The following is a 20,832-nucleotide window of genomic DNA, read 5'->3' as shown; positions in this document are numbered from 1 at the left end:
GTCTACCGCGTCGTTCAGACGCCCGCGGCGGTGTCCTCCGCGAAGCGGACCAGGGTGCGCACCGCGCTCGCGGTGCCGCCCTTCGGGGTGTAGCCGTGCGGGCCGCCCTCGTTGAACGCCGGGCCGGCGATGTCGAGGTGCGCCCAGTCGATGCCCTCGGCGACGAACTCCTTCAGGAACAGGCCGGCCACCAGGCCGCCGCCCATCCGCTCGCCCATGTTGGCGAGGTCGGCGACGGTCGACTCGACCATGCCCTTGCGCAGGTCGGCCGGGAGCGGCATCGGCCAGGACTGCTCGCCCACCGCGCCGGCGGTCTCGTGCAGCTTGGTGCGCAGCTCGTCGTTGTTGGCCATCACGCCGAAGGTGCGGGTGCCCAGGGCGAGCACCATCGCGCCGGTCAGGGTGGCGACGTCCACGATCACGTCCGGCTTGTCCTCGCCGGCCTTGACGATCGCGTCGGCCAGCACCAGGCGGCCCTCGGCGTCGGTGTTCAGCACCTCGACGGTCTTGCCGCCGTACATCCGCAGCACGTCGCCGGGGCGGGTGGCGGAGCCGGACGGCATGTTCTCGGCCAGCGCCAGCCAGCCGGTGACGTTGACCTGCAGGCCCAGGCGCTTGGCGGCGACCACGGCGGCGAACACGGCGGCGGCGCCGGACATGTCGCACTTCATGGTCTCGTTGTGGCCGGCCGGCTTCAGCGAGATGCCGCCCGAGTCGTAGGTGATGCCCTTGCCGACGAAGGCGAGCGAGGCCCGGGCCTTCGGGTGGGTGTAGACCACCTTCACCAGCCGCGGCGGGTTGGCGGAGCCGACGCCGACGCCCAGGATGCCGCCGAAGCCGCCCTTGGCCAGCGCCTTCTCGTCCAGCACCTCGACCTTGAGGCCGTGCTCCTTGCCCACCGTCTGCGCGAGCGAGGCGAAGGACTTCGGGTTGAGGTCGTTCGGGGCGGTGTTGATGAGGTCGCGGGCGCGGTTCATCTCCTCGCCGATCGCGGTGGCGCGCTCGACGGCCGCCTTGGCCTCCTTGGAGCCCTTGCGGTCGGTCAGCAGGGCCAGCTCGCCGACCGGAGCCTTGCCGTTCTCGCCCTTGTACAGGCCGAAGGCGTACGAGCCGAGCAGCGCGCCCAGCGCGACCGCCTCGACCTCCTCGGCGGAGCCGGCCGGCAGCGCCAGCGCGACCTTCTTCGAACCCGCCAGGGTGCGGGCGGCGACACCGGCCGCCTTGCGCAGCGCCTCGGCCGGGTAGCCGCCCTCGACGGCCTCGCCCAGGCCCACGGCCAGCACCAGCGGGGCCTTCAAGCCGGCCGCGGCGGGGAGCTTGACCGCCTCACCCTCGGCGCCGGTCGCGCCCAGGGTGGTGAGGACCTCGGCCAGCGTGCCCCCGAAGGCCTCGACGACGGCCTCGGCACCCGAGGTGACGACCAGGCCCTTCGGGCCCTTCGCCACGCCGATCACCAGGGCGTCCGCGCGCAGCGAAGCGGCGGAGGAGGTGCTCACAGACAGTGCAGTCACGTAATGCGTCCTGTTCTTTCGCGGTCCACAGCCGGGTACGGCTCCGTTGCCGTACCGGCGATAACCCCGCCGAACTCCGCGGGGAAACGGGGCGCAGGGCTACGGTGCACCCCGCATGCTAGTCCGCATGCTGGGATTATGCCGCCCCGCCCCGGTCCCGACCGGAGCCGGTCCGCATCCCGGCCATGGTGACGGTGTGTGAGTTCGCATTGAGTACTCTTCTCGCCACCGGGGGGAACGGGCCGGCGTGACGGGGCGGCCCAGGACGGGGGGAGAGGCGTGACCGCGTACCAGGTCGATCCGCAGGCGCTGAAGCTGGCGGCCGACGGCATCAACCACTCGATCGACGAGCTCAAGTCGATCGGGATCGTGGAGACCGCCGAGGTCGGCCGCGGGTTCGAGAACCTGAAACTGACCGGGATGGAGATCGGCCACCCCGATCTGCAGGGCGTCCTCGACGAGTTCTGCGAGCGCTGGGGCTGGGGGGTCCGGGCGATGATCCAGGACGGCAACCAGTTCGCCGAGCGGCTGAACCTGTCCGCCGGGCTCTACCACGACCAGGAGCAGTACGTCTCCGGCGTGGCCAAGGACGTCTACAGCGCCGCGATGGGCAACCCCAACCTGACCCAGGAGGAGGTCGAGGGCCGGTCCTGGGGCGACACGCTCAAGGACAACGCGGTCACCCAGTTCGCCAACGCCGACTACTCGGCCCGGTCCTTCGAGGCCGCGGCCCTGCACTCCGACGCCACCTGGAAGAACACCGGGGCCGACCTGCTGGAGAGCCGGATCGCGCTCGGCCACCCCAACCTCGCCCACGACCCGGAGCACGCCGCGCGCCTCAAGCAGGAGGCCCAGCAGGAGAACGCCGCCTACCAGCAGATGACGCGGGGAGCCCACTGATGGGGTGGCTCGACAGCGTCGGCAACCTGGTCGACTCCGGCAAGCGCGCCGTCGGGGAGTTCGTCGACGCCAACGCCCACGCCGCCGGCGGCCTGCTGGACGCGGTCGGCCTGGACGGCGCCGCGCATGCCGTCGACAAGTGGGGCGACAGCGTCGCCGACTCGATGGGCGTGCACATCGGCGAGCTCGGGCTCGGCATGACCGACGACCCGAAGGAACTGGTCCACGGCGACGTCAAGAAGATCAACGAGACCGCCCAGCACCTCGACAAGTTCCGCACCGCCTTCGACGAGACCGGGTCCGGCCTCACCAAGCTCGACCACGAGCACTGGCGGGGCTCCGCCGCCGACGCCTTCCGCGCCAAGTTCGCCCCGCACCCGCCGATGTGGCTGGCCGCAGCCGACGCCTGCGGCTCCGCCTCGACCGCGCTGTACGCGTACGCCGAGACCGTGCAGTGGGCGCAGGACCAGGCACAGCAGGCGATCGACACCTACAGGACCGCCAAGAAGGCCTCCGAGGACGCCCGCGACGCCCACGAGCGCGCCGTCGACGACTACAACAGGGCCGCCGACCACTACAACAAGACCGCCGCGTCGGGCGGCGACCCCGGTACCCCGCCGAACCGGCCCGGGGACTTCCACGACCCGGGCGAGGCCGGGCTCAAGCAGGCCGTCGAGCAGCTCAAGAACGCCCGCAAGCAACGCGACTCGGCGGCCCGGACGGCCGCCCAGTCGCTGCGCGGCGCGGTCGGCCGGGCACCCGCCAAGCCCAGTTTCATGGACCGCCTCGGCGCCGCCGCCGCGGACTCCTTCGACGTCGCCGCCGTCGGCTACGTCCACCTCCAGGGCGGCGTCGTCAAGGGCGGCGCGGACCTGCTGAAGTTCGCCCGCGGACTCAACCCGATGGACCCGTACAACCTCAGCCACCCCGCGCAGTACATGGACCACGTCAACACCACCCTCGCGGGCCTGGTCACCACCGCCAACCACCCGGTGGAACTCGGGAAGGCGATGGTCGGCACCGGCTGGGGCGACGACCCGTTCGAGGCCGGCGGCAAGATGATCTTCAACATCGGCTCCGGCATGGTCACCGGCGGCGGCAGCGAGGCCGGCGTCGTGGTCAAGAACATCGCCATGAACAGCGCCGAGCGCGGGGCGATCGACATCGCCGAGCGCGGCGCCGTCAACGTCGGTGAGCGGGCCGCGGTCAACACCGGCGAGCGGGCGGGCGCCAACGCGGGCGAGCGGGCCGGGCTCAACGCCTTCGACCCGCCCGGCGCCCCGCCCCGGCAGGCCTGGCCGGAGAACGTCCCGCGCACCGACCAGCCCGCCCCGCAGGCGTACGGCGGCGGCTCCGCCGACCCGTTCAACACCGTCACCCAGCCCACGTCCGCCCCGCACGCCCCGGCCCCCGAGGCCGCGCCCTACCACCCGGCCCCGGAACCCGCCCCGTTCCGCCCGGCGCCGGAACCCGCGCCGGCCCCGCACACGCCGGCGCCGGAACCCGCCCCGGCCCCGCACACGCCGGCGCCGGAGCCGGCCCCCGTCCACGAGCCGGTGGCGGAGCCGGCGCCCGCCCGTCCCCACGAGCCCGCCGACCCGACGCCCGGGCACACACCGGAGCCGGAGCCCGCGCCCGCTCACGAGCCCGCGCCCGAACCGACCCACGAGCCCGTCCACGAGCCGGCCCCGGAGCCCGCGCCCGAGCAGGCCCACGAGCCGACCGCCCCCGACGACGCGCACACCACCGACCCGGACGCCCCGGCCCACGAGGGCGGCGAAGCCCCCGCGCACGAGCCCGAGCCGGCCCCGGCGGAGAAGTCCGAGCCGCCGATGAGCGACTTCGACCGGGCCCGCGCCCTCGACCGGCAGCGCGAGGACATCCGCCACGCCGAGCTGGAGCAGCAGTCCCAGCCCGGCGTGAAGAGGTTCGAGGACTCCGACGCCGCCCAGGCGTACGCCAGGCGGACCTGGGACAAGACCGCCGACGCGCTGCCCCGCAACGAGGAGTACGCCCTGGAGGGGTACACCCGGGGCGAGGGGAACGCGGGTGCCAACAAGATGACGTACGAGAAGATCAACGGCGGGCTCCGGGAGGCGGACGGCGCCCCGCTCGACGCCGGCACCAACCTCGGCGCCTCCGTGCGGGCGATGGACCGGGCGCTCGACCGCCAGCCGCTCCCGCACGACATCGTCCTCACCCGCGGCACCGACCTCGACTTCCTCGGCGGCATCGGCGACCCGAAGCGGCTGGAGGGCCAGGTGTTCACCGAGCGCGGCTACATGTCCACCTCGCTCGGCGGCTCCCCGGCCATGTGGACCGGCAAGGACGCCATCGTGCACCTCAGGGCACCGGCCGGCACCCCCGGCATGTGGATGGAGAAGGTGGGGTCGATCGGCAGCACCGAGCGTGAACTGCTGCTGGGCCGCAACCTCCAATGGCGGGTCAACAGGACGCTGATGGAGGGCAACCAGGTCCACATCTTCGCCGACATCCTTCCCATCGCATGACGACGGAAAAGAGTGAACGAGTGAGTGGCAGGAACCTGGACTACGAATACGAGCGCCTGTCGGCGAGCCTCGAATTCAAGCCCGTCGGTGACGGGCCGCTCCGGTACGCCGACTCCACCGACAAGCCGGTCGAGTACGTCGCGGCGGTCAGCGAGTCCAGGCTGGTCCGGGGCTACCTCTGGATCTGCGACGAGGACGGCGCCGCCGACTTCGAGAGGCACCTGGTCACCGGCGAGTTCAACGGCATGATGTTCTGGGACCGCAAGCTGCGCGACGCCCGCGCCCGGGGCGTCCTGCCGTCCCAGGTCCTCGAGGAACTCCTCGCCGAGGAGGGGGACTTCCTCTCCGGACGGCTCGACCCCGCGACCCGGGCCGTGGGGACCCTCGCCGAGGTGAAGGCGCTCGCCGCGGAGGGCTACCGGCCGCCCAAGGAGCCGCAGCGGCCGCGCGGCTGGCGCCCGGACCCGAAGCTCGACGACGAGCGCGCCGAGAACGCCGCCGCGGCGGGCGGCTGGGTGTACCAGGTGGACGAGGGCCACGACCCGGCCGGCCGCGTCCCGCCGGAGGCCGTCGCCGGGGCGTGGCAGGTCAACGAGTGGGGCTCCGTCAGGCGCTTCTGGCACAACCCGGTGTACGGCCACGACCCGGCGCGCGGCCACGACCCGGCGCGCGGCGAGGCACCCGACGGCACGGCCCCGGCCGGCGAGGCGGCCCCCGTGCCGCCGCTGCGCGCCGGCCGCCGCCCGGCCGGACTGGCCCTGCTCGCCTGGCTGGAGGACCCGCGGGCGCCGCGCACCTGCCGGATCGCCGGCTCCTCCGGAAGCGGCCGCACCCACCTGCTCGACTGGCTCGCCGAGGCCTGCCCGCCGGACAACCCGCGCGCCGGCCGCCGGGTCCACGCGGCGCTCTCCGCCGAAGGCCTGACGGTCCGTAGTGCCACCTGGCTGCTCGCCGAGCGGCTCGGCCTGGTCGCCCGCACCCCCGACGACCTGATGGCGGCCCTCCAGGACGGCGTGACCCGCACCCTGGTCCTCACCGACCTGGACCGGGCCGGCGGCGACCTGCTGCCGGACATGCCCGAGCGGATCGCCGCCGAACTGCTCGTCCCGCTGCTCCAGGTCCCGTGGCTGCGCGTCCTGGTGGAGTCCGCGTCCGGCACCCCGGCCGCCGCCGTGCTGGCCGCCGCCGCGCCCGCCTGCGCCGTCCTCGACCTGGACGACCCCAACTGGACCGACCCCGAGCGCTTCGCCGCCTGGTGCGCCGGGCTGCCGGGCCACCACCCGGTCGCCGCTGACCAGGTCTACCCCAGCCCGGCCCTCGCCCACCTCGCCAACCGGACACCGGTCGCCGTCCCGCTCGACCCCGCCGCCCCGCTCGCCGAACGGGCCGCGGCCCTCGCCGCCGCCTGGTGGGCGAGCCTCCCGGTGGCCGTCCCGCCCGCCCTCCACGCGCTCGCCGCGGCCGGACGACCGGTCACCACGGAGGAGTGGATCGCCCTCCCGGGCTCGGACGGGGCCCGGGCCGTCCACGCGGCCACCGCCCACCTGCCGCCGGACGACTCCGGCAGCTGGCGGCTGCGGCCCGACCGGGTCGCCGAGCAGGTCGCGCAGGCCGCGCCGCCCGTCGACCACGCCGCGCTGCTGCGCGACATCGCGGGCGCCATTCCCCGCGACGACGACGGACGGCCGCTGCTGGAGAGCACCGACCCCGGCTGGCTCGGCCTGCTGCTGCGCCACGCGGTCCACTCCGGCGCCGGCGACCAGCTGCTCACCGACCCCGCCTTCCTGGTCCACACCGACCCGGCCGCGATCACCGCGGCCTTCGAGCGGCTCCAGCCCGCCGACGGCGGGCAGACCGCCCTGGCCCAGGCCTGGCACCTGGCCGGCCCGGTGCGCCCCGCCGCCTCCACGCCCGCCGAGCGGGCGGCCGCCCTGTACACCTGGCTGGCCGGCCGCGACGAGCAGGCCGCCGCGTACTGCGCGGCCGTCTCCGGGCAGCGCTGGCGCGTCGCCTGGTCCGGCCCGTTCGACGGGCCGCTCCCGGCGCAGCAGCCGCGCGGCGGGACCGAGGTCCGCGGGATGGTCCGCGGCCACGGCCCGTACGCCGACCACCTGCTCGTCGCGTGCACGGGCGTGCTCCGGTTCGTCGAACCCGGCACCGGTCTGGACTCCGCGACGATCGACCTCAGCCGGATGCCCGACGGCCAACTCGCCTACGCCTGCGGCCAGGAGGGATCGATCTTCCTGCTCGGACGCAACGGGAAGAACGCGACCTGGCCCTACCCGGCGGACAAGGGCGGCGACCCGACCACCGCCGTCGACTGGGCCACCAGGAACCTCGAAGGCGGCGTCACCGTCCTGAGCACCTCCGTCGGTGCCGCCGGTCCGCTGCTGGCCGCCGGCACCGGCGACGGCCTGGTCGCCTGGCACGCCATGGACGGCGGGCGGCACGGGATGCCCGACCGGCCGATCCACCGCGGCGCGGTCACCGCGGTCGACCTCACCGCGACCGCCGACCGCGTCACCGTCGTCAGCGGCGGAGCGGACGGCGCGGTGCTGGCCTGGACCGACGGTCCCGACGGTCCCGACGGCCCCGGTGAGCCGGTCGACGTCCGCGACCACCCGGTGACCTCGGTGGCCGTCGCCACCACGCCCGACGGCGCGCTGGTCGCCGCCTGCTGGGCGGACGGGCTGCTGCGGGTGCGCCGACAGGGCGCCGTCCCGGCCGTGCTCGACCTGCGCCTCGGACTGCCCGCCCACGCCCTGGTGGCCGACCCGGCCGGGCGGGTGTTCGCCGCCCTGCCGGAGGGCGTCGTCGCCCTCGACCTGGCCGACGCCCTCGCGCCGCAGGGCGAGCCCGCGCCGCGGCAGGAGGAGCCGGCCGAGCAGGCGGCGACCTCCTACGAGCTCCGCCACGACCGTCCGGGCGTCCTCGCGGTCAGCGCCGCCGGCACCGCCCCGTGCCGGGTCTCCTGCTGGTTCGACGGCCGGGCCGCCGACCGGCGCGAGCTGTACGCGGTCCTGGTGGACGGCCCGTGGGGCCGGGTCGAGGCCCGGGCGGGCGACGCCTTCGGCGCCCTGCAGGACGTCCGCCGGCAACTCGAGGCGCACGGCTGGCTGCTCGCCCTGGCCGGGGCCCGCCGCGACGTATGGCCCAGCGGCGTGCTCCGCGACTCCGGCGGCGAGGAGGGCCACCTGCTGGCCCCGACCGCGCCCGGCGAGCACCCGCGGTCGGTCTCGATCTTCGCCGACGCCCCGCCCGAGGCGGTGGCGACGGTCGCCGACCAGCAGGCCGCGGCCGACGCCTGGCACCGGCACCACGGCTGAGCGCTCCCCGGCGGACCAGCGGTCGCGGGCCGCTCGGCCGGCGGGCACCGCGCGGCGGAGCTCGCGTCGCCCCCCGGCCGGGACGGTGACTGCCGGGGGCACCCCGCAGGCTTCCCGTTGACCGTCGACGCGCTCCCGGCCCCCGCCCCGGCCGGGAGGTGGCCGTCGGCCCGGGGGAGGGCGGCGGCCTAGTCGTACTCCCAGGGCCGCCGTTCACCCGGGTGGACGGCGGCCGCGAAGTCGTCGGCCAGGGCGGCGATCACGGCCCGCCCCTCGACGAGGGCGAGCCAGTGGGGCGGGAGCAGCCCGTCGCCGTGCCGGGCGCCGAGCAGGTTGCCGCAGATCGAGCCGGTGGAGTCGCTGTCTCCGGAGTGGTTGACGGCCAGCAGCAGGGCCGACTCGATCGGCGTCCGGTGGTTCCAGTACTCGGTGCGGGCGAGCGCGCAGTACACCGCGATGGCGAGCGCCTCCTCGGCGACCCAGCCCGCGCCCAGCGACTCCACCGTCCCGGGGGTCGCCGGTCCGCCGGTCGCCGCGAGGTCGACGGCGCGGTGCAGGGCGGCGGAGGTCTCCTCGTGTCCGGGGTAGTCGGCCAGCAGCTCCATGGCGAGCCGCACCGCTTCGCCGAGCGGCTCCCCGCCGACCAGGTGGCTGACCATCGCGGCGAAGGCGCCGGCCGCGTAGTAGCCGGTCGGGTGGCCGTGGGTGATCTGGGCGCACCGGGCGGCGAGTTCGAACGAGGCCCGGGGCTCGCCCCCGGTGAAGCCGAACGGCGCCGAGCGCATCACCGTGCCGCAGCCCTTGGAACCGGGGTTCACCGGCCCCGGGGTGCCGTCGATCACGCTGCGCGGATCCGGTGCCCAGCCCTCCCGCAGTCCGGACAGGCAGGCCAGGCCGGGGGCCCTGCGCGCGTACAGCCACGGCTCCTCGCGCAGCGGTCCGCCGCGGTGCCGGGTGCCGTCGTGCGGCGGCGGGCCGTCGAAGTCCTGGGTGTCCAGCCAGCGCAGGTACGCGTCCTTCACCAGCTCGACCTCGGCGCCGCTGATGCCCTTGGCCCGGATGCGCCGGTAGCCGTTCAGCCAGCCCTCGGCGGTGAACAGGGTCATCTGGGTGTCGTCGCTGATCAGGCCGGTCCGCCCGGTGCGGTCCTGGACCGGCCCGGTGACGCCGGTCGGCCCGTACCGGGCGCGGATGGTGCCCAGCGACAGCCCTTCGACGGGGAAGCCGAGCGCGTCCCCGACCGCCCCGCCCAGCAGGCAGCCGCGGACCCGGGCGCGGTACGCGGCCAGCTCCTCCCACGAAAGTTCCCGCACGGCTCCCCGTTCCCCTCCGGGCCGTCAGCTGACGGCGAGTGCGACCAGCACCCCGGTCGCCGCGGTCTCCGCCATCGCACCGAGCACGTCCCCGGTGATCCCGTCCAGCCGCCGTACGCAGCGCCGCAGCAGCAGCCAGGCGGCGCCCAGTCCGACCGCCACCGCCGCCGGGTAGCGGAGCGCCGCCCAGCCCTCGGCCGACGAGGCCCACGCGGCCGCCCCGAGCGCGGCCGCGCCCAGCGCCGACACCCCGAGCGCCGCCGCCGGACGGACCGTGGACGCCACCATCGCGCCCAGCCCGCCGGGCCGCGCCGCGGGGACCGACCGCAGGCAGCCCCAGGCGAGCGCGCAGCGCGCCGTGACCGCGGCCGTGAGGACGGCGAGCGCGCCCTGCCGCAGCGAGCCGGCGAACTCCCCGGCCAGTGCCGCGACCTGGGCGAGCAGGACCAGCAACAGCGTCAGCACGCCGAACGGGCCGATGTCCGACTGCTTCATGATCCGCAACGCGTCCTCGGCGGGCTTGCCGCTGCCCAGTCCGTCGGCGACGTCCGCCAGCCCGTCCAGGTGCAGGCCGCGGGTCAGTGCCGCGAGCACCGCCACCGCGCCGACCGCGCCGAGCGGCGGGCCGCCGCGCCACGCCAGCAGCGCCCCGGCGCCCGCCGCGAGTGCGCCGAGCACCACCCCGACCGCCGGCGCGACCACCATCGCCGCGCCGCCGGCCTCCCGGTCCCACCGGTCCACCCGCACCCGCAGCACGGACAGCGTGCCGAAGGCGAACCGCAGGCCGGGAACGAGGAGCTCCACCCCGGTCCTCAGAACCGGCCGAGCAGCTCCGCCGCCGTCGGCAGCTTCGCCGGCGCGCGGGGGGCGAGCGGCTTCGCGGACGGCACGGCCGTCGGCTCGGCCAGCGTGTCGGAGGCGGCCTGGAGCAGCGGCAGCGCGAGCACCGCGCCGGTGCCCTCGCCCATCGTGACGCCGAGTTCCTGAAGCGCCGTCAGGGTCAGCCGGTCGTACGCCTTCAGCTGGGCGGGCTCGCCGCTCGCGGTGCCGGCCCGCCACCACTCGGGGGCCCGGAACGCGATCCGCTGCGCGACCAGCGCGCACGCCGCGGTGACCACGCCGTCCAGCACCACGGGGAGCTTGCGCACCGACGCCTGCAGCAGGAAGCCGGTGAGCGCCGCGAAGTCCGCGCCGCCGGTGGCGGCCAGCAGGGCGATCTGGTCGCCGAGCACCGGCCGTGCGCGGCGCAGCGCGTCGCGCACGGTGGCGCACTTGACCATCCACACCCGGTCGTCGATCCCGGAGCCGCGCCCGGTGACGGCGGCCGCGTCGGTGCCGCACAGCGCGCCGACCAGCACGGCGGCGACGGTGGTCGAGCCGACCCCGAGGTCGCCGAGCAGCACCAGGTCGGTGCCGGCGTCGGCCTCCTCGTCGGCGACGGCGACGCCGGCCCGGAAGGCCTGCACGGCCTCGGCCTCGGTGAGCGCGTTCTCGATGTCGATCCGCCCGGAGCCGCGCCGCACCCGGTGCCGCACGACGTCCTCGGGGAACTCGGCCGGGTCGGCGTCGACGGCCATGTCGACGACCCGCACGCCGGCGCCGTAGCGGCGGGCGAGGACGGCCACCGGCGCCGTCCCGTCGAGGACGGCGCGCACCCGGTCGGCGGTGCCGGTCCTCGGGTCGAGGCGGGAGACGCCGAGCGAGGCGACGCCGTGGTCACCGGCGAACAGCAGCACCTTGGCGGCGGCCAGCGGCCGGGTCGGTGCCTCGCCCTGCACCGAGGCGAGCCAGGCGCCGAGCTCCTGCAGCCTGCCGAGGCCGCCGGCCGGCACCACGAGCTGCTGCCAGCGCTCCTCGGCGGCTCGCCGCGCGCCCTCGTCGGGCCGCTCGACGGCGGAGGAGAAGGTATCGAGATCCACGGTGGTGTCCATCGCGAGGCAGCCTATACGTCCGTTGACTTGATGGTCAGCACCTGTCCGGCGACCACCAGCAGCACCTTCTCGGAGGCGTCGGCGACCGCCATGTTGAGGCGGCCCAGGGTGTCCCGGAAGCGCCGTCCGGCGGCGGTCGCGGGGACGACGCCCATGCCGACCTCGTTGCTGACCGCGACCGCGGTGCGCCCGCCGGCGGCCCAGGCCTTCGCCAGCGCCTCGCAGCGCGCCGTGACGGCCGCCTCGCCGCCGCCGTACCAGACCTCGTCCTCCCAGGCCCGGTGCTCGTCCATCACGGCGGTGAGCCACAGCGCCAGACAGTCGATCAGCACCGGCGCCGGGTCCGAGGCGTCGGCCAGGACGGCCTCCAGCTCGCAGGTCTCCGCGGTCCGCCAGCTGCCGGGCCGCCGCTCGCGGTGCAGCCGGACCCGCTGCGCCCACTCCGCGTCGCCGTCCCGCAGGCCGCCGGTGGCGACGTACAGCACGTCCTGGTGGTCCGCCAGCAGCTGCTCGGCCCGGGTCGACTTCCCCGACCGGGCCCCACCGAGAATCAACGTCCGAGCAAGCACCATGCCCGCCATCCTGCCGGACGGGTCGCGAGCGCAGGCATGCGGGCCGCCGCACCGGGCACGCTACTGTTCGCAGCGCGACAGGCGCAGAAGCGAGCGCGGGAGGAGCCGGGCATGGTGTGGACGTGGCGGTACGAGACGGCGGACGGCGCGGTGGTCACCCCGGCGGGCGGGGCCGAGGAGTTCTCCAGCCAGGGCGACGCGGAGTCGTGGATCGGCGAGGAGTGGAAGCGCCTGCTGGACGAGGGCATCGACCGGGTGGTCCTGCTGGAGGACGAGCGGGAGATCTACCCGATGAGCCTGCACGAGGCCGAGTAGGGCTCGGCGCCGGGGAGCTACTTCCCGGCGACGACGTGCAGCAGGGCCGCCACCGCCCGGTAGGGGTCCTGCCGCCCGGCCCGTTCCTCGGCGTCGAGGAGCTGGGCGAGCTGGCGGCCGTCGACGGGCGCGGCCTCGTCGGGGGTGGTGTCGGTGAAGACCCGGACCCCGTACCAGTGCCGGACCGGCACGGAGAACTCGCCGAGCGTGGTGGTGAGGTCGGCGAGCCGGTCGGCGCGGGCGGGCAGGCCGAGGCGGTTGGTGTAGCGGGTGGCGTCGAAGGCCTCGGCGCAGGCCCGCCAGTCGCCGGTGAGCCCGGCCCGCATGGCGAGCGCGTCGGCGTTGCGCACCAGCAGGGAGAGCAGCCCGCCGGGCGCGAGGATCCGCGCCATCGAGGCGAGCATCGGGTCGGGGTCGGCGAGGTACATCAGCACCCCGTGGCAGAGCACCACGTCGAAGCTGCGCGGCCCGAACCAGCGCCCGCACTGGTGGCCGTCGCCGGTGAGCAGCTGGACCCGCCGGCGGACCGGCTCGGGCTCGGCGGCCAGCGCGGTCTGCGCGGCGGCGAGCATCGCGGGGTCGGCGTCGATCCCGGTGACCAGGTGGCCGGCCCGGGCGAGCCGCACGGCCTGGGTGCCCTGGCCGCAGCCGACGTCCAGGACGCGCAGGCCGGTGAGTCCGGCGAGCTGCTCGGCGAGCTGCCGGGCGACCAGCTCCTGGCGGACCAGGTTGTGCAGGCCCCCCTGCCGCTCCAGCCAGGCGCCGGCACCGCTGTGGTACGCGACGCCGCGGGCGGGCAGCCGGTCGTGCCGGCCGAAGCCCTGCGCGGGCAGCGCCCCGGGGAGGGCCGCATGCCGACCGGGCCCGTCCGGTGCGGCCGGATGGGCCCAGTACGGCGGCACGGCCTCCGCGGTCAGGGCCGCTCGCCCCGCTTGACCTGCGGCTTGGGCAGCCGCAGTCGGCGCATCTGCAGGGTGCGCATCAGGCCGTAGGCGACGGCGCCGCGGGTGTTCTCGTTCGGGAAGCGCTCGGCGAGGCTCTTGCGCAGGGTCAGGCCCAGGCGCACGAAGTCCAGGACGACGACCACGAAGAACAGCATGAAGAGCAGCGTCGAGGCGAGCTGCAGCACCGGCACCCGGACGATCGAGAGCACCAGCACGACCACCGCGTACGGCAGGAAGAACTCGGCGGCCGACCAGCGGGAGTCGATGAAGTCGCGGGTGAAGCGGCGGACCTGGCCCTTGTCGCGGACCGGCAGGTAGCGCTCGTCACCGTCGAGCAGGGCCTGGCGCTGCTTGTCGCGCTCGGTCCGCATGCGGTCGCGGGCCTGGCGGTTCGCCTCCTTGCGGTCCTTGGGGACGGTGACCCGGGTCTTCCGGTTGGCCTCGGCCTCACTGCGCTTGGGCGTGGGCCGGCCCTTCGGGGCCTGCGGGTCGCGGGGCAGGTTCTTGTCGTCCTCGACGGCCATCACGGCGGTGGAGGAATCTTCGGAGCGGCGTCGGAACACACCCCCAGCGTACGTGTTGACCGGGCGCTTTCCCCCGGGTCCTCGGACCCGAACCGATATCAATCACATTCCGGGCGGCCCGGCGCGTCCCCCTACGGGTGGCCGACCGGTCGGCGGATCATGGTCTCAGGGGCGTCTCCACCTCGCGGACGATGCCGCGGCGCACAGCCCTGTAGCAGTCTTGTTGCAGGCTCGTGCACTGCGGCGAGAAGGCCGCCGCGCATACACTCGACCTGTTACGAGACGCAAACCCGCAGGCCCGAAGAAGGGGGCTATCGGAGCCCATGAGCGACGGAATCATGAAGCGTATGGGGCTGATCTTCCGCTCCAAGGCGAACAAGGCCCTGGACCGGGCGGAGGACCCGCGCGAAACGCTCGACTACTCCTACCAGAAGCAGCTGGAACTGCTGCAGAAGGTGCGCAGGGGCGTCGCCGACGTGGCCACCTCGCGCAAGCGCCTCGAGCTCCAGCTGACCCAGCTCCAGCAGCAGTCCGCGAAGTACGAGGACCAGGGCCGCAAGGCGCTCTCGCTGGGCCGCGAGGACCTGGCCCGGGAGGCGCTGACCCGCAAGGCCAACCTCCAGTCGCAGATCACCGACCTGGAGACCCAGTACCAGGCGCTGCAGGCCGAGGAGGAGAAGCTCACGCTCGCCTCCCAGCGGCTGCAGGCCAAGGTGGACGCCTTCCGCACCAAGAAGGAGACCATCAAGGCGACCTACACCGCCGCCCAGGCGCAGACCCGGATCGCCGAGTCCTTCTCCGGCATCTCCGAGGAGATGGGCGACGTCGGCCTGGCGATCCAGCGGGCCGAGGACAAGACCGCCCAGATGCAGGCGCGGGCCGGTGCGATCGACGAGCTGCTGGCCTCCGGCGCGCTCGACGACGCCAGCGGCCTGGGCCGCAAGGACGACATCGAGGCCGAGCTGGAGCGGGTGGCCGGCGGCAGCGACGTCGAGCTGGAGCTGGCCCGGATGAAGGCCGAGCTCACCGGTGGCTCCCCGGCGTCCGCGCCGCAGGCCATCGAGCAGGGCCAGCAGGACCAGTCGAAGATCAACTACAACAAGTAACCCGAACAGGGAGACGCACCGGCATGATCATGAGGGTCATGGGTGAGGGTCAGTTCGAGGTCGCCGAGGGCCACCTCAACCGGCTGAACCAGCTCGACGACGAGCTGCTCACCGCCGTGGAGTCGGGCGACGAGCAGGCCTTCCGGGCCGCGCTCGCGAGCCTGCTGGAGGCCGTCCGCGAGTTCGGCAGCCCGCTGCCGGACGATTCGCTGGAGCCGTCCGACCTGATCCTCCCGGACGCGGAGGCGACCGTCGACGAGGTCAAGGCGATGCTCAGGGACGAGGGCGACGGCCTGATCCCGGGTCTCCCCGGGTGACCGGTTTCTCGTAGCAGCAGGAAGGGCGGGCCCCCGCGGGGGCCCGCCCTTCCGGTGTTCCCGGGGGCTACGGCAGGGCCAGCATCCGGTCCAGCGCGGCCTTGGCGTACTTCTCGGTCTCCGGGTCGACGGTGATCACGTTCGGCACCCGGCCCTCGACCAGCGACTCCAGCGCCCAGACCAGGTGCGGCAGGTCGATCCGGTTCATGGTCGAGCAGAAGCAGACCGTGCGGTCCAGGAAGACGATCTCCTTGTCCGGGTGCGCCTTGGCCAGCCGGCGGACCAGGTTCAGCTCGGTGCCGATGGCCCACTTGGAGCCGGGCTCGGCGGCGTCCAGCGCCTTGATGATGTACTCGGTCGAGCCCACCATGTCGGCGGCGGTGACCACCTCGTGCTTGCACTCGGGGTGCACCAGCACGGTCACGCCGGGGATCCGCTCGCGGACCTCGTTCACCGAGTCCAGCGAGAACCGGCCGTGCACCGAGCAGTGGCCGCGCCAGAGGATCATCTTCGCGTCCCGCAGCTGCTCGGCGGTCAGGCCGCCGTTCGGCTTGTGCGGGTTGTAGAGGACGCAGTCGTCCAGCGACAGGCCGAGGTCCAGCACGGCGGTGTTGCGGCCGAGGTGCTGGTCGGGCAGGAAGAGCACCTTCTGACCCTGCTCGAAGGCCCACTCCAGCGCGCGCTTCGCGTTGGAGGAGGTGCAGATGGTGCCGCCGTGCTTGCCGGTGAAGGCCTTGATGTCGGCGGAGGAGTTCATGTACGACACCGGCACGGTCACGTCGGCTATCCCGGCCTCGGTGAGCACGTCCCAGCACTCGGCGACCTGCTCGGCGGTGGCCATGTCGGCCATCGAGCAGCCGGCCGCCAGGTCGGGCAGCACGACCTGCTGGGCGTCCGTGGTGAGGATGTCGGCGGACTCCGCCATGAAGTGCACACCGCAGAAGACGATGTACTCGGCCTCGGGCCGGGCGGCGGCGTCGCGGGCCAGCTTGAACGAGTCGCCGGTGACGTCGGCGAACTCGATGACCTCGTCGCGCTGGTAGTGGTGGCCCAGGATGAAGACCCGGTCGCCGAGCGCGGCCTTGGCGGCGCGGGCGCGCTCGACCAGGTCCGGGTCGGAGGCTGCGGGCAGGTCGCCGGGGCACTCGACGCCGCGCTCGCTGTTCGGGTCGGCCTCGCGGCCGAGGAGCAGCAGCGCGAGCGGCGTCGGGGTGGGGTCGACGCCGTGGGGGGTCTCTACGGTGGTGGTCACGGGCGGGTGCCCTCCTGTGCGGCCGGCACTGTCTACCAGCCTTCTCGTCTATCTGACGCTATCTATGATAACCGGTTAGCGTCACAGTGACGATGGCCGTCCTGTCGATGTGACGAGCACCGCTCACCGGGTTGGATGTTTCCCGCGCGAGAATTCCAGGTCTTCCGGCTTGGCTGGACGGCATGAAGGCAATCGCGATCCACCGCTACGGCGGCCCCGAGGTGGTCGAGTACACCGAGCTCCCCGACCCGAAGATCGGGCCCGACTCCGTCCTGGTCCGGGTGCGGGCGGCCGGCGTCAACCCGGTCGACTGGAAGATCCGGGACGGGCACCTGGACGGCATGCTGGACGCCCACTTCCCGCTCGTCATGGGCTTCGACTGCGCCGGTGTCGTGCAGGCGGTCGGCGGCGGCGTCACCGAGTACCGGCCGGGCGACGAGGTGATCGGCTACGTCCGCAAGGACTGGGTCGAGCACGGCACGTACGCCGAACTGGTCGCCGCCCCGGTGCGCACCCTGGCCCGCAAGCCCGCCGCGCTCGGCTGGGCGCAGGCCGGCGGCCTGCCGCTGGCCGGGCTCACCGCCCACCAGGCGCTGGTCGGGGCGCTCGCCGTGCGGGAGGGGGAGACCGTCCTGGTGCACGCCGCCGCCGGCGGGGTCGGCTGCCTGGCCGTCCAGATCGCCAAGGCGCGCGGCTGCCGGGTGATCGGCACCGCCAGCGAGCGCAACCACCACTTCCTGCGCGGCCTCGGCGCCGAACCCGTCGCGCACGGCCCCGGCCTCGCCGACCGGGTCCGCGAGCTGGCCCCCGGCGGGGTGGACGCCGCCCTCGACCTGGTCGGCGGCGACGCCGTGGAGACCTCCGCCGAACTGGTCGCCGACCCCGGCCGGATCGCCTCGGTCGCCGACTACCGGGTCGCCGCACTCGGCGGCCACTACGTCTGGGCCCGCCCCGACCACGCCGACCTCACCGAACTCGCCCGCCTCGCCGACGACGGCAGGCTCACCGTCCCCGTCGTCTCCACCTTCCCGCTCTCCCAGGCCGCCTCCGCCCAGGCGCTCAACGCCGAGGGCCGCACCCGCGGCAAGATCGTCCTTCTGGTGGATTGAGGGCCGACTTCGGCGAGAATGGCCCCGCAGAGTCGTTTCTCCCGGCTCGCACACCCTCGTACGCACCACCGTGGAGCCCTGGCCATGAGCACTCATGTACCGCCCGACCTGGCCGGGGCGCCGCTGGACGACACCGACCGCCTGCTGCTGGAGCACCTCAGCCGCGACGGCCGCGCCTCCTACGCCGAGATCGGCCTGCTCGCCAACCTCTCGGCCACCGCCGTCCGCCGCCGGATCGACCGCCTGCGGGCCCGCGGCGTGGTCCGCGGCTTCACCGTGGTCCTCGACCCGACGCTGCTCGGCTGGCGCACCGAGGCCTTCGTCGAGGTCTACTGCCGCGCCCGGACCTCGCCCGAGGAGCTGCTGGCCAGCCTGCGGCAGTTCCCCGAGGTGGTCGCCGCCTGGACGGTCACCGGCGACCCGGACGCGCTGGTCCACCTGCGCGCCGCCGACACCCGGCACCTGGAGGCCGTGATCGAGCGGATCCGCAAGGAGCCGGGCGTGCAACGCAGCCGCAGCTCGGTGGTCCTCTCCCGGTTGATCGGCTGACGCCCTCCGTTTCCGGCGCGCAGGATTCCTGCGCACGGCTCCCGAAAACGCCGGAAAGCTGCCCCGCGCGGCCCCGTTCCGACGCGCGCCCGTGCCCCCCCGCTGCCTACGCTGATCATGTCCGGACACCCCCTCAGTACCGGGCGCCCCGACACCCTCAGCAGCGAGAGGCACACCCGTGTTCGCAGCCCCCGACCGCATGCACCGGCCCGACAACCAGCTGGTCGACCTCGTCTTCGACTACATGCGCGAGCGGCTGCAGTACAACCCCGTCCCGCTCGACCACCCCGGCGACGGCGAACACCTGCGCCGCCACCTGGACGGCCTGCTGAACGCGCACGGCAACAACCCCGCGGACGTGCTCAAGCTCTACGACCACGAGCTCTCCCGCGCCGTGATCTCCGCCGACAGCCCGCGCTACCTCTCCTTCATCCCGTGCGCGCCGACCAAGGCCGCCCTGCTCTTCGACATGGTCGTCTCCTGCGCCTCGCTGCAGGGCATCTCCTGGCTGGAGGCGGCCGGCGCCATCGCCGCCGAGAACCAGGTGCTGCGGTTGATAGCGGACCGGGCCGGCCTGCCGGAGAGCGCCGGCGGCACCTTCGTCTCCGGCGGCTCGGCCGGCAACCTCTCGGCGCTGGTCGTCGCCCGCGACACCGCCCGCCGCCGCCTGGGCGTCGGCCCCGAGGCCCGGCTGCGGATCGCCGTCGCCGACCAGGTGCACTCCTCGGTGAAGAACACCTTCAACATCATCGGCGTCGAGGCCTTCGTGGTGCCGACCGTGGACCGCCGCTTCACCGGCGAGGCGCTGCGCGCCGCGCTGGCCGCCGACCCGACTGCGACCGATCCTTCTGGCTCGCCCGTGATCGCGGTGGTCGGCACCGCCGGCACCACCAACGAGGGCATCGTCGACGACCTGCAGGGCCTCTCCGAGGTCACCCGGGAGCGCGGCCTGTGGTTCCACGTGGACGGTGCCTACGGCGGCGCCGGCCTGTTCGCCCCCTCGGTGCGCGAGCGCTACAACGGCATCGAGCACGCCGACTCGTTCGTGGTGGACCCGCACAAGTGGCTGTTCGCCCCGTTCGACTGCGCCGCGCTGATCTACCGCAACCCGCAGCTCGCCCGCGCCGTGCACACCCAGGACGCCTCCTACCTGGACGTCCTGCACACCGAGGGCGACGAGTGGAACCCCACCGACTACGCCTACCACCTGACCCGGCGCGCCCGCGGCCTGCCGCTCTGGTTCTCGCTCGCGGTGCACGGCACCGACGCCTACACCGACGCCATCGAGACCGGCCTCGCGCTGGCCCGGGACACCGCCGGGGTGATCCGCGACAGCGACCACCTGGAGCTGCTCCACGACCCGCAGCTCTCCGCGGTCTGCTTCCGCCGCAAGGGCTGGACCAACGAGGACTACTACCGCTGGTCCCAGCAGTTGCTCGCCGACCAGATCGGCTTCGTCACCCCCACCGGCTGGGACGGCGAGACGGTCGCCCGCTTCGCCTTCCTGCACCCGGGCACCACGATGGAGATGGTGAACGAGATCCTCGACACCATGAAGTGAGCCGCGGGACTCACAGGAAGCCGCCGTTCGGCACGTACGGGCTCGGCGGCTTCATGCCCCGCACCGCCAGGTAGCCGCGGGTCTGCAGGCCCAGGCCGAGCTCCAGGCCGACGTCCACCGCCCACTCCTGCTCGGCGGTGAGGAACTGGACGCAGGCCTCGGTGCCCTCCGGGACGCGGGCCAGCGCCTCGCGCAGCAGGCGGGCGGCGATCCGCTTGGAGGTGGCGGCGAGGAGCACCACCTCGCCGCCGTCCCGGTAGCAGTAGCCGCTGCCGGCCAGGGCGTCGACCACCAGCAGCTCCTCGAAGTGGGCGAGCATGAACCCGTGGTCGACGCCGTGCGCCGAGCCGCGCAGCCGGCGGTCCACCGAGTCGAGCAGGTGCAGCTGGGTCGCGTTGCCCGGGTGCACCGGAATGTCGCCCGGGTCCACCAGCCCGGACCGGTCGACGGCCCCGGTCAGCCGCATCGCCGGGTGCAGGGTGAACCCGGCCTTCCGGTACCGCCGGGCCGCCGCCGGTGACGGCGAGGCGCACAGCATCCCGCGCAGGCACCCCCGCCCGTACGCGGCGGCCCGCTCCAGCAGCAGCCGCCCGACCCCGTTGCCCTGGGCCTCCGGCCGGACCACGAACAGGGTGAGCACCCACAGGCCCTCCCGCCGCAGCGAGAGCGCCGCGCCCACCGGCTCGCCCTCGTGCTCGGCCAGCCAGCAGCCGTCCGGGTCGGTGCGGGCGAGGTGCCGGGCCCGGGCGGCGTTGCGCACCTCGCGCCGCGCGCCGGCGGCGGTCACGGGCTCGTCGGGCGACCGCCCGTCGAGGTCGGCGAACGCGGCCCGGGCGACCGCCAGGACGGCTTCGGCGTCAGCCGCGGTGTCTCGGAGCGGGCGAACCATCACGGGGTCCATCCTGGTCCGCGGGCGGCCCCGGCGGGGGCGGTTTGCCCGGACGGGACCGTGACCACCCTCCGGCGGTGTGCGAGCATGGAGTGCGTGGGGGAGTGGGCGACGAAAACGTCCCCCGAACGCACCACCGACCGGAAATGAATCCGGGAGGCCGCTGGTTTGCACTGGCGGCACATACGTCGTCACAGACCGGG

The 20,832-nt window shown here is 74.5% G+C and carries 18 protein-coding genes; 9 read left to right on the top strand and 9 right to left on the bottom strand.

The features are described 5' to 3' along the window. Positions 1-14 precede the first annotated feature (14 nt). On the bottom strand, positions 15-1,511 hold the full coding sequence (locus tag ABEB06_RS11300; RefSeq protein ID WP_345696701.1) for a leucyl aminopeptidase: 1,497 nt from the start codon (positions 1,509-1,511) through the stop codon (positions 15-17). Positions 1,512-1,790: 279 nt separating this feature from the next. Here ABEB06_RS11300 and ABEB06_RS11295 point away from each other — a divergent pair, with 279 nt between their 5' ends. The 3 genes from ABEB06_RS11295 to ABEB06_RS11285 are packed head-to-tail and all read left to right on the top strand — an operon-like array spanning position 1,791 to position 8,247. Then, the gene (locus tag ABEB06_RS11295; RefSeq protein ID WP_345696700.1) at positions 1,791-2,411 is read left to right on the top strand and encodes a hypothetical protein; all 621 of its coding nucleotides are present in this window, start codon (positions 1,791-1,793) and stop codon (positions 2,409-2,411) included. Then, on the top strand, positions 2,411-4,921 hold the full coding sequence (locus ABEB06_RS11290) for a putative T7SS-secreted protein (RefSeq protein ID WP_345696699.1): 2,511 nt from the start codon (positions 2,411-2,413) through the stop codon (positions 4,919-4,921). Before ABEB06_RS11295 ends, ABEB06_RS11290 begins: the two co-directional genes overlap by 1 nt. A 20-nt stretch (positions 4,922-4,941) precedes the next feature. Next, positions 4,942-8,247 carry a hypothetical protein gene (locus ABEB06_RS11285; RefSeq protein WP_345696698.1) on the top strand — a complete coding sequence of 1,102 codons (3,306 nt, stop codon included), beginning with the start codon at positions 4,942-4,944 and terminating at the stop codon, positions 8,245-8,247. Between the two features lie 188 nt (positions 8,248-8,435). On the opposite strand, the gene ABEB06_RS11280 is transcribed toward ABEB06_RS11285, so the two are convergent. From ABEB06_RS11280 to cobU, 4 genes are read right to left on the bottom strand one after another with little or no spacing between them, the layout of a single operon-like run. After that, positions 8,436-9,560, bottom strand: coding sequence for an ADP-ribosylglycohydrolase family protein (locus tag ABEB06_RS11280; RefSeq protein ID WP_345696697.1), 1,125 nt, complete (start codon positions 9,558-9,560; stop codon positions 8,436-8,438). A 24-nt stretch (positions 9,561-9,584) separates the two neighbouring features. Continuing rightward, positions 9,585-10,364 (bottom strand): adenosylcobinamide-GDP ribazoletransferase, encoded by a 780-nt coding sequence (locus ABEB06_RS11275; RefSeq protein WP_345696696.1) that lies wholly within the window; start codon positions 10,362-10,364, stop codon positions 9,585-9,587. An 8-nt stretch (positions 10,365-10,372) separates the two neighbouring features. After that, a complete protein-coding gene (locus ABEB06_RS11270) occupies positions 10,373-11,491 on the bottom strand; it encodes a nicotinate-nucleotide--dimethylbenzimidazole phosphoribosyltransferase (protein ID WP_345696695.1) in 1,119 nt (372 codons plus the stop codon). Positions 11,492-11,502: 11 nt separating this feature from the next. After that, the gene (gene cobU / locus ABEB06_RS11265) at positions 11,503-12,063 is read right to left on the bottom strand and encodes a bifunctional adenosylcobinamide kinase/adenosylcobinamide-phosphate guanylyltransferase (protein WP_345696694.1); all 561 of its coding nucleotides are present in this window, start codon (positions 12,061-12,063) and stop codon (positions 11,503-11,505) included. 111 nt (positions 12,064-12,174) lie between these two features. Here cobU and ABEB06_RS11260 point away from each other — a divergent pair, with 111 nt between their 5' ends. Continuing rightward, positions 12,175-12,378, top strand: coding sequence for a hypothetical protein (locus ABEB06_RS11260; protein ID WP_345696693.1), 204 nt, complete (start codon positions 12,175-12,177; stop codon positions 12,376-12,378). A 17-nt stretch (positions 12,379-12,395) separates the two neighbouring features. Here the strand turns inward: ABEB06_RS11260 and ABEB06_RS11255 are convergent, their stop codons facing one another. Continuing rightward, positions 12,396-13,106 carry a methyltransferase domain-containing protein gene (locus ABEB06_RS11255; protein WP_345701812.1) on the bottom strand — a complete coding sequence of 237 codons (711 nt, stop codon included), beginning with the start codon at positions 13,104-13,106 and terminating at the stop codon, positions 12,396-12,398. 185 nt (positions 13,107-13,291) lie between these two features. Next, positions 13,292-13,846, bottom strand: a complete 555-nt coding sequence (locus ABEB06_RS11250; RefSeq protein ID WP_345696692.1) for a DUF3043 domain-containing protein — start codon at positions 13,844-13,846, stop codon at positions 13,292-13,294. Between the two features lie 323 nt (positions 13,847-14,169). Between ABEB06_RS11250 and ABEB06_RS11245 the strand changes: the two genes are divergently transcribed. Next, positions 14,170-14,952, top strand: coding sequence for a PspA/IM30 family protein (locus ABEB06_RS11245; RefSeq protein ID WP_345696691.1), 783 nt, complete (start codon positions 14,170-14,172; stop codon positions 14,950-14,952). A gap of 23 nt (positions 14,953-14,975) precedes the next feature. Continuing rightward, positions 14,976-15,269: a PspA-associated protein PspAA gene (pspAA, locus tag ABEB06_RS11240; RefSeq protein ID WP_345696690.1), complete on the top strand. Its 294-nt coding sequence runs from the start codon at positions 14,976-14,978 to the stop codon at positions 15,267-15,269. Between the two features lie 67 nt (positions 15,270-15,336). On the opposite strand, the gene nadA is transcribed toward pspAA, so the two are convergent. Then, entirely contained in the window at positions 15,337-16,521 is a 1,185-nt protein-coding gene (gene nadA / locus ABEB06_RS11235) for a quinolinate synthase NadA (protein ID WP_345696689.1), read from the bottom strand. 182 nt (positions 16,522-16,703) lie between these two features. Here nadA and ABEB06_RS11230 point away from each other — a divergent pair, with 182 nt between their 5' ends. From ABEB06_RS11230 to ABEB06_RS11220, 3 genes are all read left to right on the top strand, one after another. Beyond that, entirely contained in the window at positions 16,704-17,630 is a 927-nt protein-coding gene (locus ABEB06_RS11230; protein WP_345696688.1) for an NADP-dependent oxidoreductase, read from the top strand. An 84-nt stretch (positions 17,631-17,714) separates the two neighbouring features. After that, positions 17,715-18,179: an Lrp/AsnC family transcriptional regulator gene (locus tag ABEB06_RS11225; protein WP_345696687.1), complete on the top strand. Its 465-nt coding sequence runs from the start codon at positions 17,715-17,717 to the stop codon at positions 18,177-18,179. Between the two features lie 178 nt (positions 18,180-18,357). Then, on the top strand, positions 18,358-19,740 hold the full coding sequence (locus ABEB06_RS11220; RefSeq protein WP_345696686.1) for a pyridoxal phosphate-dependent decarboxylase family protein: 1,383 nt from the start codon (positions 18,358-18,360) through the stop codon (positions 19,738-19,740). A 10-nt stretch (positions 19,741-19,750) separates the two neighbouring features. Here ABEB06_RS11220 and ABEB06_RS11215 read toward each other — a convergent pair whose 3' ends face one another. Next, the gene (locus ABEB06_RS11215; protein ID WP_345696685.1) at positions 19,751-20,632 is read right to left on the bottom strand and encodes a GNAT family N-acetyltransferase; all 882 of its coding nucleotides are present in this window, start codon (positions 20,630-20,632) and stop codon (positions 19,751-19,753) included. Between the last annotated feature and the right edge of the window lie 200 nt (positions 20,633-20,832).

It is taken from the genome of Kitasatospora terrestris, from assembly GCF_039542905.1.
Taxonomy (GTDB): domain Bacteria; phylum Actinomycetota; class Actinomycetes; order Streptomycetales; family Streptomycetaceae; genus Kitasatospora; species Kitasatospora terrestris.
The sequence above is the reverse complement of the archived record's forward strand: the minus strand, read 5'-3'. Positions and strand labels throughout refer to the sequence as shown.